Raw genomic sequence first — 15,697 nt, forward strand, 5'->3', positions numbered from 1 at the left:
ACCTCAGGGAAAACGCAGCGCGTCCGGGCCGAGGGGCGGAACGAGCCCCTCGGCCGCCGCGCGGGTCAGCAGCCCGCGTACGGCCGCGTAGCCGTCCTCGCCGAGACCGGCGGTGAACTCGTTGACGTACAGCCCGATGTGCTGGTCGGCGACGGCCGGGTCCATCTCCTGGGCGTGCTCCATGACGTACGGCCGGGACGCCTCGGGATCGTCCCAGGCGGCGCGCACGGACGTCCGGATGGAGTCGGCGAGCAGCCGCAGCTTCTGCTCGCCCAGCGACCGCTTGGCGATGATCGCGCCCAGCGGGATCGGCAGCCCCGTGGTGTTCTCCCAGTGCTCGCCCATGTCGGCGAGCTTGTGCAGCCCGTACTCGCCGTAGGTGAAGCGCGCCTCGTGGATCACGAGTCCCGCGTCGACCTTGCCGTCCCGTACGGCCGGCATGATCTCGTGGAACGGCATGACGACGATCTCGCCGACCCCGTCGGCCAGGGTGTCCGCGGCCCACAGCCGGAACAGCAGGTAGGCGGTCGACCTCTCACTGGGCACCGCGACGGTGCGCCCGGTGAGGTCGACGTCCGCCTCCCGTGTCAGCACCAGCGGCCCGCAGCCCCGCCCCAGCGCGCCCCCGCAGGGCAGCAGGGCGTAGTCGTCGAGGACGTAGGGCAGCACGGCGTACGACACCTTCAGCACGTCGAACTCGCCGCGCTCGGCCATGCCGTTGGTGATGTCGATGTCGGCGAAGGTCACGTCGAGGGCGGGGGCGCCGGGGACCCGGTCATGGGCCAGGGCGTCGAAGACGAACGTGTCGTTCGGGCAGGGCGAGTACGCGATCTGCAGCTGGTCAACTGTCATGCCGGTTCCAACTCTCCAGTACGGGCGCGAGCTTCCCGAACCCCTCGCTCAAGGCTGCCAGAGCGTCGCCGATCCGCCACGCGGCGCGGTCACGCGGCCCGACGGGATTGGAGATCGCCCGGATCTCCAGCACGGGCACCCCCTGCGCGGCGGCGGCCTCGGCGACGCCGAAGCCCTCCATGGCCTCGGCGAGGGCGGTGGGGTGCCGTTCCCGCAGCGCGGCGGCCCTGGCGGCCGTCCCGGTCACGGTCGACACGGTGAGCACGGCCCCGGTGCGGGCCCCGGTGACGTCGGCGGCCCGCCGGACGAGATCCGCGGGCGGCTGATGCCTGACGGTCCCGAACCCGAGCTCGGTGACCGGCACGAACCCGTCCTCGGTCTCGGCCCCCAGATCGGCCGCGACGATCCCGTCGGCGACGACGAGCGATCCCACAGGCGCCCCGGGCTGGAACCCGCCCCCGATCCCGGCGGAGACGACGAGACCGTAGGGCTCGCCCCGGAGGGAGGCGGCGGTGAGGGCGGAGGCGACGGAGGCAGCGGCGAGAGCGGGCCCGACACCTGCGGCGATCACCTCGATGCCGCCGGCCCCGGGGCAGGACCGGGCGACCGCGTCCTGTTCCGCGGAAACCGCGGTGGCGACGAGCACCCGGTCAAGCCCAGCGGCAGCGATCAGGCGTCCTTCTTGAGCTTGAAGTTCCAGAGCCCGGACGCGTCCTTCTCGCCCTCCTTGATGGAGACCAGCGTCGAGTTGCCCTGCGCGCCGTACTGGGCGTTGAAGAACACGCTGCCCGGGATCGTGCGGTAGGTCTTCGTGCTGGCGTCGGTCAGCGGCTGACCGTTCATCAGGATCGTCCAGCCCTTGTCGGCGATCTCGGGGTCGACACCGAAGCGCACGGTCTCGTCGGGGTCGACGGAGATGCTCTTGATGCCCTTGTCCTTCAGGCACCCGGCGAGATCGGACTGCTTCAGGGCGTCGCCCTCGCCACCGCAGGTGGCCTCGGAGTTCACCGAGTCGCTGCCCACGGTGACCGTGGCCATCGGCGTCGGCTTGTCACAGGCCGACAGGACGAGCAGTCCGGCGGATACGACACCGGCGACAGCGACGGCGCGGCGGCGTCGCACAGCGGATTGCAACGTGTTCATGGGCGAAGGCTATCGGGCCCGCCGGTCGCACCGCCCACGCGGGGTACGGCTCCCTGGGAGATCCATCAGAAGGGCCCTATGCGACGCGCGCCCGCCCCGTGCCGCCGCGCCGCGCCGAGTCGATCAGCCCCCGTACGGTCGTCAGCCACCCGGCGCCGACGATCGCGGCGCCCACCGCGAGCCCGGCCGTGCCGTTGAGCGGCACGGCGATGCCGATCGCCCCGCCCAGCACCCACGACATCTGCAGCAGGGTCTCGGAGCGGGCGAAGGCCGACGTACGGACGCTCTCGGGCACGTCCCGCTGGATCAGCGCGTCCAGCGACAGCTTCGCCAGGGCCTGCGCGAACCCGGCGATGGCGGCCAGCGCGGCCACCATGACCGCGCTGAAGAACACCGCGGCCGTGATCGCCGCGCCCGCCACGCACGCCACGACCACGACGATGATGATCTCCGGCGCCCGGGAGCGCAGCCACGCCCCGACGGCCGTGCCGAGCGCGTTGCCCACGCCCGCCGAGACCGCCACGATCCCCAGGGACACCGCGGCGCTCTGGCCGGACACCGGGTGCTCGCGCAGCAGGAACGCCAGGAAGAAGATCAGGAACCCGGTCAGGCAGCGGATGGCGGCGTTGGCGCCGAGGGCGTGGGTGACGGCAGGGCCGACCGTGCGCAGCCCGGGGCGCTTGACCGGCTGCCGGTGCGGCCCGTGCAGGTGCTGCTCGTCCGCGGCCAGCAGGGCACGGTCCTCGCCCTTGGCGGAGTCGACCTTCGACGGCAGCGTGAACGACAGGATCGTCCCCGCCACGAAGAGCACGAAGGCGCCGTAGAGGGGCCAGCGCGGCCCGATCTGCTGGAGTCCGGCGCCGATGGGCGCGGCGATGCCGGTGGCGAGGAGGCCGCCGAGGGTCACCCGCGAGTTGGCCTTCACCAGGGAGAAGCGGGGCGGCAGCAGCCGGGGCACGACGGCGCTTCTGACCACGCCGTACGCCTTCGACGAGACCAGGACGCCCAGCGCGGCCGGGTACAGCTCCAGGCCGCCGCTGACGACCGCGCCGGACAGGATGAGCGCGAGCAGCGCCCGGGCCAGCATCGCCCCGGCCATGGCGGCGCGGCGGCCGTGCGGGATGCGGTCGAGGAGGGGGCCGATGACGGGCGCGAGGAGGGTGAAGGGCGCCATGGTGATGGCGAGGTACAGGGCGACGCGGCCGCGGGCCTCGTCGGTGGGCACGGAGAAGAAGACCGTGGAGGCGAGGGCGACGGTGATCATGACGTCACCGGCGCCGTTCACGCCGTGCAGCTCGATCAGCTTGCCGAGGCCGGACTCGCCCGCGCCGTGCGCGTGGGTGGCCTTGCGGATGCCGCGGGCCGTGCCGGTCACCGGGAAGTGCAGGGCACGGCCGACCGAGCGGAGGGAGCCGCCCAAACGGCCCGGTCCGCCCGGTCGGCTGCTTCCCTTGACCCCTTTCGACCCACCGGTCCCGGTGGCGCCCGGGGGTGTCTTCGCGGCTGCCACGACGTCATAGTGCCCCGATAAGGCTGTGGGTAGTGCCATTACCGCTTGTATAGGGCCTGTGGGGTGACTGTCCGGGGTGCGGCTCGTGTCCGGTGGGCGGCGCAACAGGACCGTCGGTGTACGCGAAGTGGGGCGGAAGGGTAGCGTGCGTATCTCAGCCATCCCGCAAAATGGATGAAGGATGTCGACGCGGTCCCCCGGTCCGCTCCGTCCGCCCCCGCGCTGGGAGTGGCGCACTCGTGAGACGGCGTATGGAGAGAAGCGATACCTGTGAGCGCAGCGACAACGCGAAGCCGCACCCCTGACCGTCTGTGCGCCGAGGCCGTCGACCTCGCACGCGCCGCAGCCGAGGAGGCCGCCGCGCCAGGAATCGTCGGGGAACACGTGGGCCTGATCTCCGAGGGAGACCGTGTCGTCACGCACTTCTTCCAGTGCCGGGAGCTCGGGTACCGGGGCTGGCGCTGGGCCGTGACGGTGGCCCGGGCCTCCCGGGCGAAGATCGTCACGGTGGACGAGGCGGCGCTGCTGCCCGGCCCGGACGCGGTGCTGGCGCCCGAGTGGGTGCCGTGGAGCGAGCGGCTGCGTCCCGGCGACATGGGGCCGGGCGATCTGCTGCCCACCGACGCCGAGGACCTGCGGCTGGAGCCGGGCTACACGGGCGAGGACGAGCCCGCGCCGAACGTTCCCGTGTCGCACGAGATGGCCGACCTGGTGGAGGCGGAGGACGCGGACCTCACCATGGGCCCCTCGTCCGGCTTCACGGTCGCCCCCCTGCGCGGTTCGATCCCGGCGGTCGCCGAGGAACTGGGCATGCGCCGGGCCCGCGTCCTGTCCCGCTACGGCCTGCACACCGCGGCCGACCGCTGGGAGGAGGCGTTCGGCCCCAAGACCCCCATGGCCCAGGCGGCCCCCGCGGCCTGTGTCAGCTGCGGCTTCCTCGTGCCCATCGGCGGCTCCCTGGGCCAGGCCTTCGGCGCCTGCGCCAACGAGTTCTCCCCGGCCGACGGCCGCCTGGTCTCCCTCGCCTACGGCTGCGGCGGCCACTCCGAGGCCGCGGTCATGCCCCGTCCGCCCCAGCCGGCCGCCCCGGTCATCGACGAGACCCGGGTCGACCCGTTCCCCCTCCGTCCGGCCTCGGACTCGGGCTCGGTATCGGCGACGGCGGACCTGGACACGGAGGAACTGGGGCACTCGTAGCGCCGCTGCCCGCGCCGGGCGGGGGCACGCCGTCCGCTTCCCAGGCGGTACCTTCATCCTCACGTCCACGAGGAGAAGGAACGGAACGTGAGCAGCAAGTTCGTGCGGCCCGCCGCCGAGGGGGCCGATCCGTTCGGTACCGCCCGTCTGCGGCGCGGTGTCCTCGATGCCTGGGCCACCAGCCCCGCCCGGTTCCGTGAGGACGCCAACGCCGAGGAGGACCTGGTTCTCGGCGGCTACCGGGACCGGCTCGTCGTGGAGCTCGCCCAGAACGCCGCCGACGCGGCGGCCCGGGCCGAAGTGCCGGGGCGGCTGCGGCTCACCCTGCGCGACGGGGTGCTCGTCGCCGCCAACACCGGCGCCCCGCTGGACGCGGCCGGGGTCGAGTCGCTGTCCACCCTGCGGGCGTCGGCCAAGAGGGACTCGGGCGACACGTCCTCCGTGGGGCGGTTCGGCGTCGGATTCGCCGCGGTGCTCTCCGTCACCGACGAGCCCGCCGTCGTCGGCCGGCACGGCGGTGTGCGGTGGTCGCTGGCCGAGGCCAGGGCCCTGGCCGCCGAGACCGCCCGGCACAGCCCCGGCCTCGGGGACGAGGTCCGGCGCCGGGACGGGCACGTACCCCTGCTGCGGCTCCCGTACGCCGCCGAGGGCACGGCCCCCGGCCCGTACGACACCGCCGTCATCCTGCCGCTGCGTGACGCGGCCGCCGCCGATCTCGCCGAGCGGCTCCTGCGGGCCGTCGACGACGCCCTGCTGCTCACCCTGCCCGGACTCGAAGAGCTGGTCGTCGAGATCAACGGGGAGAGTCCGCGGACCCTCACCCGCCGGTCCGACGGTCCCTTCACCGTCGTCGACGACTCCGCCCACGGCGTCACCCACTGGCGCACCGCCGCCGCCCACGGCCCGCTCACCCCGGAGCTCCTCACCGACCGGCCCGTCGAGGAACGGCTGCGGCCCCACTGGTCGGTCACCTGGGCCGTGCCCGTGGACAGCGACGGCAGCCCGGCCCGGCCCCGCACCAGCGCGGTCGTGCACGCCCCGACCCCGAGTGACGAACCGCTCGGCGTCCCCGCCCTGCTCATCGCCTCGTTCCCGCTGGACTCCACCCGCCGGCACGCCGCCCCCGGCCCGCTGACCGACTTCCTCGTCCAGCGCGCGGCCGACGCCTACGCCGAGCTCCTCGGCGACTGGCGGCCGGTGACCTCCGGGATCATCGGCCTGGTGCCCGGCCCGCTCGGCAAGGGCGAGCTGGACGGCGCCCTGCGCCAGGCGATCCTGGAGCGGCTGCCGCGGACTGGGTTTCTCCCGCCCGCCCTCCCTCCCCGCGAGGACGACGACCTGCCGGAATCCCTGCGGCCCCGGGACGCCGAGGTCGTCGAGGGCGCGGGCGCCGACACCGTGCGGGTGCTCGCCGAGGTGCTGCCCACCCTGCTGCCCGCCGGGCTGGAGCGCCGCGCCGAGCTGCGGACGCTGGGCGTCGCCCGGGTCCCGCTGACCGACGCGATCGACCGGCTGGCCGGGCTGGAGAAGGAGCCCGGCTGGTGGCAGCGGCTCTACGACAGCCTGGCCGGGATCGACCCGGACCGCTTGTCGGGGCTCCCGGTCCCGCTGGCGGACGGCCGTACGACCATCGGGCCCCGGCAGGTCCTGCTGCCGAGCGCGGAGGCCGCGCGGATCGACCCCGAGGTGCTGGCCCGGCTCGGTCTGAAGGTCGCCCACCCGGACGCCGCCCACCCGATCCTGGAGAAGCTCGGCGCCCTGCCCGCGACGCCCCGGGCCGTCCTCACCACGCCGCAGGTCCGGGCCGCCGTCGCCGCGTCCCTGGACGACGAGGGCGGCGTGAACTGGGAAGAGGACTCCCTCGACGCCGACGAACTGGCCGACACCGTGCTCGCGTTGGTGCGGGACGCCGGGCTGGAGCCCGGTGACGAGCCCTGGCTCGGCGCGCTCGCCCTGCCCGACGAGGACGGCGAACCGGCCCCGGCGTGCGAACTCGTCTTCCCCGGCGGCCACTTCGCCCAGGTCATGCGCGAGGGTGAACTCGCCGCCGTGGACGCCGAGCTGGCCGACAAGTGGGGCGAGCAGCCGCTGGCCGCCTGCGGTGTCCTGGTGAACTTCGCGGTCGTCCGCGCCACCGACGTCGTCCTCGACCCGGACGAACTGGAGCCCCGCGAGGGCGACTTCGCCGAACCCGACGACGCGGGCCTGCTGGACGCCGTCGACGTGTGGTGCGAGGACATCCTCGACCGGTTCCCGGACAGCCCGGTGCCGCCGGTCGCCACCGAGATCATCGCCGTACGGGACCTGGACCTCGTGGACGAGGACAAGTGGGCGCAGGCGCTCGCGCTGTTGTCCCAGCCGCCGCTCAGGGACGCGATCGTGCAGCCCGTGCGGATCCTGCTGCCGGACGGGACGCACGAGGCCGTCCGGCCGTACACCGCCTGGTGGCTGCGCGGGAACCCCGTGCTCGACGGCCGCCGCCCGGCCGGCCTGCGGGCCGCCGGCGGCGACCCGCTGCTGCGCGGGCTCTACGACGAGGCCGACGCGACGGGGTTCGAGGACGAGCAGGTGCTGCGGGCGCTGGGCGTGCGGACGTCCGTCGCCGCGCTGCTGGGCGAGCCCGGTGGCGCCGCCGAGCTGCTCGACCGGCTCGCCGACCCCGAGCGGGAGGTGACGGGGACCCAACTGCACGCCCTGTACGGGTCGCTGGCCGAGCTGGACCCGGATCAGGTGACCCTTCCGGACGACCTGCGGGCCGTCACCGACGGCCGGGTGGAGGTCGTGGACGCGGCCGACGCCGTGGTGTGCGACTCGCCCGACCTGCTGCCCTTCACCGAGGGCGTCCCGCTGCTTCCGGTACGGCCGTCACGCGCCGCCGAGCTGGCCGAACTGTTCCAGGTGCGGAGGCTGAGCGAGTCCGTCACGGGAGAGGTCACCTCCGAGGGCACCGAGCACGACGTACCGGAGCCGGTGCGGGTGCTGCTCGGCCGGCAGACCCCGTCCTTCTACGTCGAGCACGAGGAACTCGTCGTCGACGGCGTGGAGATCGACTGGCGGCTCACCGACGACGGTGTCCTGCACGCCGCCACCCTGGAGGGCGTCGCCGCGGGGCTCGCCTGGGCGGCGGGGCAGTGGCCGCGGCGGTTCGAGGTGGCGGCGCTGCTGGAGGACCCGTCCCGGACGCAGGAACTGGCGCGGGACCGCTGGTTCGACTGATCCGGCGGTGACGTTGGACCGCAGGTGAAAAGTTCCGCACATATTTTTCACCTGCCGTACAACCATGCGCACTGTTGAGGAATCTGATCACGTGAGTCAACAGACTCCACGATCACTTGGGCCCCGAGAGCCGACGACGAGCACCGGGGCCCCTCTCCACTTGGAGAATGCATGCGTATCCGAGCCACCGTGGCCGCCGTCACCGGCGCCCTGGCCCTTTCCGCTCTCGCCGTGCCGGCCGCGCAGGCCGACGCCCAGGGCGACGTCAACCTGAACCGGCCGAGCGCCGCGGAGCGTTTCGGCACCTCCTCCGCCAAGTCGGCCTTCGGCACCGCTGCCGCCGCCGAGGCCGCGCCCGTCGTGTCGAACGTCAAGGTCAACTCCGGCAAGGCCGTCGTGGTCGGCACCACGTACAGCAAGACCTTCACGGTGTCGCTGAACGTCAGCCACGCCTCGGGCGTCGAGGACGCGTACATCGACCTGTGGCACGGCACCGACGTCGAGGAGAACGTCGACGGCTTCCTCCCGCCGAACGAGGAGGCGGCCACCTGCACGGCCACCAGCGCCACCACGTCGTCGTGCAAGCTCACCATCTCGGCCGCCCCCGGCCTGAACGACGACGGGATCGGCGAGCTGTACGCCAACGCGCTGGCCGGCACGTGGCACGTCACCGTGGGGGCCCTCGCCAAGAGCGGGGACATGTACTGGAACGACTACTACGGCACCCACAAGGTCCAGCGCGCCTCCAAGCTGACGGTCAACGCCTCGCCGGAGCCGGTGAAGAAGGGCCGGACCGTCACCGTCACGGGCAAGCTGTCCCGCGCCAACTGGGAGACCCTCAAGTACGCGGGTTACACCAACCAGTCGGTGAAGCTGCAGTTCCGCAAGAAGGGCAGCGACACCTACACCACGCTGAAGACCATCAAGTCGAACAGCACGGGTGAGCTGAAGACCACGGTCACCGCGTCGACCGACGGCTACTTCCGCTACTCCTTCGCGGGCACGACCACGACCCCGGCCATCAACGCCACGGGCGACTTCGTCGACGTGCAGTAATACCGTCCACGCGACGACGACACCGCCGGTCCCGGCGTCATGCCGGGGCCGGCGGTGTCGTCTGTGCACCGGGCATATGCCAAGCGCTCGTCAAACGTTGCGGACGAGACGGCAAAACCCGGGCCCGGCCCTACAACCCCGCCCGGGGCTCGTGGATCTGATCGCGTGAGTCAACAGACTCCGCGATCACTTCTCCCCCTGGGGAAACACATGCACATGCGAGCCACCGTGGCCGCCGTCGCCGGCGCCCTGGCCCTCTCCGCCCTCGTCGTCCCGGCCGCACAGGCCGCCGACGCCCCGTCCGGCAAGCAGGCGTTCAGCTCCGCCGCGGCCGACGCGGGCACGGGCACCACCGCCTCGACCCTCGACGTCACCTTCTCCAACGTGAAGGTCAACAGCGGCAAGAACATAGTCGTCGGCACCACCAACGTGGTGAGCGTGCCGGTCACCTTCACCGTGACCCACGCCGCGGACCTCGACACCGGCTCCGACCACTTCGCCACGGGCCCGCTGATCTACCACGGCTCCTCGCTCGACACCGCCGACAACGTCCTGATCAGCGACGACCCGGCCACCTGCACCGCCGCCTCGTCGACGGTCCTCGACTGCAAGGGCGTCATCAGCATCCGCCCGGCCGACGGCGACCTGTTCAACTCCGACGCCGGCACCTGGGGCGCCGGCGCCCTCGCCGTCACCAGCGACGACGCCGAGAAGATGCAGGGCGGCCTGGGCACCACCAAGGTGCAGCGCTACTCCAAGCTGACCGTCAACGCCGGCCCCGAGCCCGTGTACAAGGGCAAGACCATCACGTCCACCGGCAAGCTGTCCCGCGCCAACTGGGAGGACAACGCCTACCACGGCTACACCGGCCAGCCGGTCAAGCTCCAGTTCCGCAAGGCGGGCACCAGCACGTACACCACGGTCAAGACGGTGACCTCCGACCAGTACGGCAACGTGAAGGCCACCGCCACCGCCCAGTACGACGGCTACTGGCGCTTCAGCTTCGCCGGCACCACGACCACCCCGGCCGTCAACGCCACGGGCGACTACGTCGACGTGAAGTAGAACCCGCTAAGCCGGAAGGCGGCGGTCCACCCACCTCCACAGGAGTTCCAGGGTGGCCGCCGCCACGGCCGCGATGCCGACCGCGATCCACGGCATCGTCATCCCCACCAGCTTCAGCGCGAAGAAGTGCTGCAGCCACGGCACGACCAGGACCAACAGGAACGCCCCGGCCATGGACGCGACGAGGGCGACACGCCACCAGGTGTAGGGCCGGGCGATGATCGCCAGCACCCACATCGAGACGACGAACAGCGTGAGCGTCGCCGCACTGGTCTCCGCGTCCAGCGCCCCCGCGCCCGTGTAGTGCTCCCGGGCGATGAGGTACGTCGCGAAGGTCGCCGCAGCCGCCACCACCCCGCCCGGGATCGCGTACCGCATGACCCGCCGTACGAAGTTCGGTTTCGCGCGCTCCTTGTTGGGCGCGAGCGCGAGGAAGAACGCCGGGATGCCGATGGTCAGCGTCGACAGCAGGGTCAGGTGGCGCGGCAGGAACGGGTACTCCACCTGGGAGCAGACCACCAGGACGGCCAGCAGCACCGAGTACACCGTCTTGACGAGGAACAGCGTCGCCACCCGCGTGATGTTGCCGATGACCCGGCGCCCCTCGGCGACCACCGACGGCAGCGTCGCGAAGCTGTTGTTCAGCAGCACGATCTGCGCGACCGCCCGGGTCGCCTCCGAGCCGGAGCCCATCGCCACGCCGATGTCGGCGTCCTTCAGGGCGAGGACGTCGTTCACCCCGTCGCCCGTCATCGCGACGGTGTGCCCGCGGAACTGCAGCGCGCCCACCATGTTCCGCTTCTGCTGCGGCGTGACCCGGCCGAACACCGTGCCGTCGTCGAGCGCGTCGGCCATCCCCTCCGGTTCGGCGGGCAGCCGGCGCGCGTCCACGGTGGTGCCGGACAGCCCGAGCTTGGCGGCGACCGCACCGACCGACACCGCGTTGTCACCCGAGATGACCTTGGCCCGGACGTTCTGGTCGGCGAAGTAGCGCAGGGTGTCCGCGGCGTCCGGCCGCAGCCGCTGCTCCAGCACGACCAGGGCGGTGGGCTTCGCCCCCTTCGTCACGTCGGGATCGTCCAGGTCCCGCGCGACCCGCACGAGCAGCAGCACCCTGAGGCCCTGCTCGTTCAGCCGCCCGGTCTCGGCCAGGGCCGGATCGTCGTCCGCCAGCAGCACGTCGGGCGCGCCCAGCAGCCAGCGGCCGGCCTCCCCGTCGCCCTCGCTGAACGCGGCGCCGCTGTACTTGCGGGCGGAGGAGAAGGGCAGGGCCTCGGTGCAGCGCCAGCCCTCCACGGCCGGGTAGGCGTCCATGATCGCCTTCAGGGAGGCGTTCGGCCGCGGGTCCGACTCGCCGAGCGCGCCGAGCACCTTCCGTACGTACGTCTCGTCGGTGCCCTGGAGCGGCCGCAGCTCGGTGACGTCCATGCCGCCCTCGGTGAGGGTGCCGGTCTTGTCGAGGCAGACGGTGTCGACCCGGGCCAGCCCTTCGATCGCGGGCAGCTCCTGCACCAGGCACTGCTTGCGGCCCAGGCGGATCACGCCGATGGCGAAGGCGACCGAGGTGAGCAGTACCAGCCCCTCGGGGACCATCGGGACGATGCCGCCCACCGTGCGGGCGACGGAGTCGTCGAAGGCGTTCTCCTTCACGACCAGCTGGCTGATGATCAGGCCGATCGCGGTCGGGACCATCATCCACGTGACGTACTTGAGGATCGTGGAGATGCCCGACCGCAGCTCGGACTGGACGAGGGTGAAGCGCGAGGCCTCCTCGGCGAGCTGGGCGGCGTAGGCCTCGCGGCCGACCTTCGTCGCCTGGAAGGCCCCGCCGCCCGCCACCACGAAGCTGCCCGACATGACCTGGTCGCCCGGGCGTTTGACGACCGGGTCGGCCTCACCGGTCAGCAGCGACTCGTCGATCTCGAGACCGTCCGCCTCGACGCAGACACCGTCGACGACGACCTTGTCCCCGGGCCCGATCTCGATCAGGTCGTCCAGCACGATCTCGGACGTGCTGACCTGCCCGGCGGTCCCGTCCCGGCGTACGGTCGGCCGCACCTCGCCGATCAGCGCGAGCGAGTCCAGCGTCTTCTTCGCGCGCCACTCCTGAACGATCCCGATGCCGGTGTTCGCGAGGATCACGAACCCGAACAGGCTGTCCTGGATCGGCGCGACGACCAGCATGATCAGCCACAGCACGCCGATGATCGCGTTGAAGCGGGTGAAGACGTTCGCCCGGACGATGTCGACGGTGGACCGGCTGCTGCGCACCGGCACGTCGTTGACCTGGCCGCGCTCCACCCGTTCGGCGACCTGAGCACCGGTCAGGCCGGTCTCGCGGGAGGTGACCGTCGCCGGCCGCGCGGAGTCGGGCCGGGCACCCGCGTCGAGATGCGTCATGCATTCGACGGTACGTGCGGATTTGCCGCTTCACCCGCTGAATGCGGCGAAGATCCGACCTGGGAAGGACGGACTTCGTGCCGTGGTCGTACGGCAGTTGTACGCCGTCGAACCACGGCGCCGCGCCCCGGGGTCAGCCCGCCCGGCGGGCGGTGAACAGCAGGTACTCCCACTCCAGGACCGTCCCGCCCGAACCGGTCCCGAGGTCGCCGTCCTCGACGAGGGCCGTCAGGTCGCGGTCGAGGGCGGCGGCGCGGTCGGGCTCGCCGGCGATGTTCTTGTAGACGCTGATGGTCGGGCCGTAGCGCTCCTTGAAGTAGTCGCGGAACGTCTCGGGCGTCTCGAAGCGGTCGACCCGGACCGTGCGGCGTTCGGCGCTGACGTCCGTGACCCGGTCGCCGAGGAGGGCGCGCACATGGTCCTCGTCTCCCCACAGCGGCGGCGGCTGGGCCCCGGGCGGGGGCGGTGGCGCGTATGGCTTCATCGCGGCGAACATCCGGCCGATGAAGCCCTGGGGCGTCCAGCTCAGCAGCCCGATGGTGCCGCCCGGACGGCAGACCCGGACGAGTTCGTCGGCGGCCTGCTGGTGGTGCGGGGCGAACATGACGCCCACGCAGGACAGCACGGTGTCGAACTCCGCGTCACCGAAGGGCAGGGCCTCGGCGTCGGCCTCCTGCCAGGCGAGGTGCGCACCCTGCCTCTCGGCCGCCTGCCGCCCGGCCTCGAACAGTTCCGGCGTCAGGTCGGAGGCCACCACGTCCGCGCCGGTCAGGGCCGCCGGGATCGCGGCGTTGCCGGAGCCGGCGCCCACGTCCAGCACCCGCTGGCCGGAGCGCACCCCGCTCGCCTCGACCAGGATCGCTCCCAGCTCGGGGATGACCTCGGCGGCCAGGGAGGGGTAGTCGCCCTGGGCCCACATCGCCCGGTGCTTGGACTTCAGGGCGCGGTCTGCCTCGGCCGCGCTGTTCTGCATCGTCATCGCTGCGCTCCTCACCGGTCGGGCGGCGGTTCCGCGCTGACGGTTTTCGAGCGTTTCGCCGCCTTCTAAGAGCGTAGGGAGGGTGCGGGGACGTGTCTCGCGGGAGAGCGGCAGGCAGGTGCCTACTCGGCCGATGGTGTCGCCGTCAGCCCCTCGGCGGCGGCCGCCCGCTTGAGCGCGGCGTCACGCTTGCGGACGTACCAGATACCGATCAGTCCCAGCCCGGCACCGGCCAGGCAGGTCCACACCCACCAGGTGTGGCCGTGGTCGTCGAACCAGCCGTAGAAGGGGAGCTGGGCCAGGAAGAGGACGAACCACAGGATGGTGCCGCCGGTGATGGTGGCGACCACGGGGCCCTCCAGGGGCTCCGGCGCCTCGTGTCGGGGGGTCCACTTCGCCATGGGGACAGCTTACGAGGCGATCAGGTCTACGCGCGGAGATGTGCGATCGGGACTTTATATGTTCATACTGAAACGGTTTATGTCTGACCACTTCTCTTCGTAGGAAACACCAAACACATGTCCTCCTCGGCTCCCGCCAAGGTCCCCGCCCCTGAACAGCCGGGAGCCGGGCCCATGTACGGCGCACTCGACCGCTTCTTCCGGATCTCCGAGCGGGGCAGCACCCTGTCCCGCGAGGTCCGCGGCGGTCTCGCCACCTTCTTCGCGATGGCCTACATCATCGTGCTGAACCCGATCATCCTCGGCAGCGCCAAGGACATGTACGGTCACCAGCTCGACAACGGCCAGCTCGTCACCGCGACGGCCCTCACCGCCGCGCTCACCACCCTCCTCATGGGCGTCATCGGCAACGTCCCGATCGCGCTGGCCGCCGGCCTCGGCGTGAACTCGGTCGTCGCCCTCCAGCTCGCCCCGCGCATGTCCTGGCCGGACGCGATGGGCATGGTCGTCCTCGCCGGGTTCGTGGTCATGCTGCTGGTCGCGACGGGGCTGCGCGAGCGCGTCATGAACGCCGTGCCCTACGGGCTGCGCAAGGCCATTTCCATCGGTATCGGCCTGTTCATCATGCTGATCGGACTCGTCGACGCGGGCTTCGTCTCCCGGATCCCTGACGTTGCCCAGACCACCGTCCCGCTCCAGCTCGGCGGCGACGGTCACCTCAACGGCTGGCCGGTCCTGGTCTTCGTCCTGGGTGTGCTGCTGACCCTCGCGCTCATCGTGCGCAAGGTCTCCGGCGCGATCCTCATCTCGATCGTCGCCATGACGGTCCTCGCGGTGGTCATCGACGCGGTGGCGAAGGTGCCGAGCTGGGGCCTGACCACGCCCAAGTGGCCGGGCAACCCGGTGGCCAGCCCCGACTTCGGGCTGATCGGGCAGGTCAGCCTGTTCGGCGGCTTCGAGAAGGTCGGCATGCTCACCGGCGTGCTCTTCGTCTTCACCGTGCTGCTGTCGTGCTTCTTCGACGCGATGGGCACGATCATGGGTGTCTCCGACGAGGCGAAGCTGACCGACGCGCAGGGGCAGATGCCCGGCATCAACAAGGTGCTGCTCGTCGACGGCCTCGCGGTCGCCGCCGGTGGCGCCAGCTCCTCCTCCGCGACGACCGCCTTCGTCGAGTCCACGGCGGGGGTCGGCGAGGGCGCCCGGACCGGTTTCGCGAACGTGGTCACCGGCGGCCTCTTCGCCGTCGCCCTCTTCCTGACGCCGGTCGCCACGATGGTCCCGTCCCAGGCGGCCACGCCCGCGCTGCTCGCGGTCGGCTTCCTGATCATGGCCGGATCGGTCAAGGAGATCGACTGGGCGGACTACACGATCGCCGTCCCGGCCTTCGTGACGATGCTGATGATGCCGTTCACCTACTCGATCACCAACGGCATCGGCATGGGCTTCATCACCTTCGTGGTGCTGCGGCTGGCGGCCGGGCGGGGCCGCGAGGTGCCGGTGGCGATGTACGCGGTGTCGGCGGTGTTCGCGTTCTACTACCTGATGCCGGCGCTGGGCCTGACCTGATCCCCGTCACCGGAGTCGGGTGACCCGTAGAACCTCTCCGTCTCCTCGACGGCGGACCGGAACCGCTGGTCGAAGTCATCTCGAATGAGCGTCCGGACGACATAGTCCTGGACGCTCATTCCCCTTTTCGCGGCATGGTGCCTGAGCCGTTCGAGCAGGTCGTGGTCTATTCGCAGGCTGAGCACGCTGGTCCCCATGCCCATGAGGGTCGCGGCAGCCTTTGGTCCGGTGTGTCGCGTTCCGCTGCCGGATCACCCATATGAGTGATGTCACGGTTCAGTGGCGGGCGTCACGGGCGTTCCTGCGTGT

Annotated in this window: 13 protein-coding genes; 5 read left to right on the forward strand and 8 right to left on the reverse strand. The window is 71.8% G+C overall.

The features are described 5' to 3' along the window. Window positions 1-3 precede the first annotated feature (3 nt). From AB0G20_RS17605 to AB0G20_RS17620, 4 genes are all read right to left on the reverse strand, one after another. A complete protein-coding gene (locus AB0G20_RS17605; RefSeq protein ID WP_361302760.1) occupies window positions 4-852 on the reverse strand; it encodes a 1,4-dihydroxy-6-naphthoate synthase in 849 nt (282 codons plus the stop codon). Continuing rightward, on the reverse strand, window positions 842-1,498 hold the full coding sequence (locus tag AB0G20_RS17610; protein WP_361302763.1) for a futalosine hydrolase: 657 nt from the start codon (window positions 1,496-1,498) through the stop codon (window positions 842-844). The genes AB0G20_RS17605 and AB0G20_RS17610 overlap by 11 nt, the downstream gene beginning before the upstream one ends. A 23-nt stretch (window positions 1,499-1,521) precedes the next feature. Then, window positions 1,522-1,995, reverse strand: coding sequence for a DUF2771 domain-containing protein (locus AB0G20_RS17615; protein ID WP_361302766.1), 474 nt, complete (start codon window positions 1,993-1,995; stop codon window positions 1,522-1,524). A gap of 76 nt (window positions 1,996-2,071) precedes the next feature. Continuing rightward, on the reverse strand, window positions 2,072-3,505 hold the full coding sequence (locus tag AB0G20_RS17620; protein WP_361302769.1) for an MFS transporter: 1,434 nt from the start codon (window positions 3,503-3,505) through the stop codon (window positions 2,072-2,074). A gap of 270 nt (window positions 3,506-3,775) precedes the next feature. Here AB0G20_RS17620 and AB0G20_RS17625 point away from each other — a divergent pair, with 270 nt between their 5' ends. From AB0G20_RS17625 to AB0G20_RS17640, 4 genes are all read left to right on the forward strand, one after another. Then, window positions 3,776-4,702, forward strand: a complete 927-nt coding sequence (locus tag AB0G20_RS17625; RefSeq protein WP_361302772.1) for a DUF3027 domain-containing protein — start codon at window positions 3,776-3,778, stop codon at window positions 4,700-4,702. Window positions 4,703-4,789: 87 nt separating this feature from the next. Continuing rightward, window positions 4,790-7,918: a molecular chaperone Hsp90 gene (locus AB0G20_RS17630; RefSeq protein ID WP_361302775.1), complete on the forward strand. Its 3,129-nt coding sequence runs from the start codon at window positions 4,790-4,792 to the stop codon at window positions 7,916-7,918. Between the two features lie 171 nt (window positions 7,919-8,089). Beyond that, the gene (locus AB0G20_RS17635; RefSeq protein ID WP_361302778.1) at window positions 8,090-8,974 is read left to right on the forward strand and encodes a calcium-binding protein; all 885 of its coding nucleotides are present in this window, start codon (window positions 8,090-8,092) and stop codon (window positions 8,972-8,974) included. 210 nt (window positions 8,975-9,184) lie between these two features. Next, window positions 9,185-10,039 (forward strand): hypothetical protein, encoded by an 855-nt coding sequence (locus tag AB0G20_RS17640; protein WP_361302781.1) that lies wholly within the window; start codon window positions 9,185-9,187, stop codon window positions 10,037-10,039. Window positions 10,040-10,045: 6 nt separating this feature from the next. Here AB0G20_RS17640 and AB0G20_RS17645 read toward each other — a convergent pair whose 3' ends face one another. From AB0G20_RS17645 to AB0G20_RS17655, 3 genes are all read right to left on the reverse strand, one after another. Further along, entirely contained in the window at window positions 10,046-12,439 is a 2,394-nt protein-coding gene (locus tag AB0G20_RS17645; protein ID WP_361302784.1) for an HAD-IC family P-type ATPase, read from the reverse strand. A gap of 133 nt (window positions 12,440-12,572) precedes the next feature. After that, the gene (locus AB0G20_RS17650) at window positions 12,573-13,418 is read right to left on the reverse strand and encodes a class I SAM-dependent methyltransferase (protein ID WP_361302787.1); all 846 of its coding nucleotides are present in this window, start codon (window positions 13,416-13,418) and stop codon (window positions 12,573-12,575) included. A 122-nt stretch (window positions 13,419-13,540) separates the two neighbouring features. Continuing rightward, on the reverse strand, window positions 13,541-13,819 hold the full coding sequence (locus tag AB0G20_RS17655) for a DUF2530 domain-containing protein (RefSeq protein WP_361302790.1): 279 nt from the start codon (window positions 13,817-13,819) through the stop codon (window positions 13,541-13,543). 117 nt (window positions 13,820-13,936) lie between these two features. Here AB0G20_RS17655 and AB0G20_RS17660 point away from each other — a divergent pair, with 117 nt between their 5' ends. Next, window positions 13,937-15,388, forward strand: a complete 1,452-nt coding sequence (locus tag AB0G20_RS17660; RefSeq protein WP_361302793.1) for an NCS2 family permease — start codon at window positions 13,937-13,939, stop codon at window positions 15,386-15,388. Here AB0G20_RS17660 and AB0G20_RS17665 read toward each other — a convergent pair. Beyond that, window positions 15,358-15,585 (reverse strand): ribbon-helix-helix protein, CopG family, encoded by a 228-nt coding sequence (locus AB0G20_RS17665; RefSeq protein ID WP_361302796.1) that lies wholly within the window; start codon window positions 15,583-15,585, stop codon window positions 15,358-15,360. The two genes, AB0G20_RS17660 and AB0G20_RS17665, sit on opposite strands and share 31 nt — an antisense overlap. Window positions 15,586-15,697: the final 112 nt, after the last annotated feature.

It is taken from the genome of Streptomyces sp. NPDC024017 (assembly GCF_040638895.1).
Taxonomy (GTDB): Bacteria; Actinomycetota; Actinomycetes; order Streptomycetales; family Streptomycetaceae; genus Streptomyces.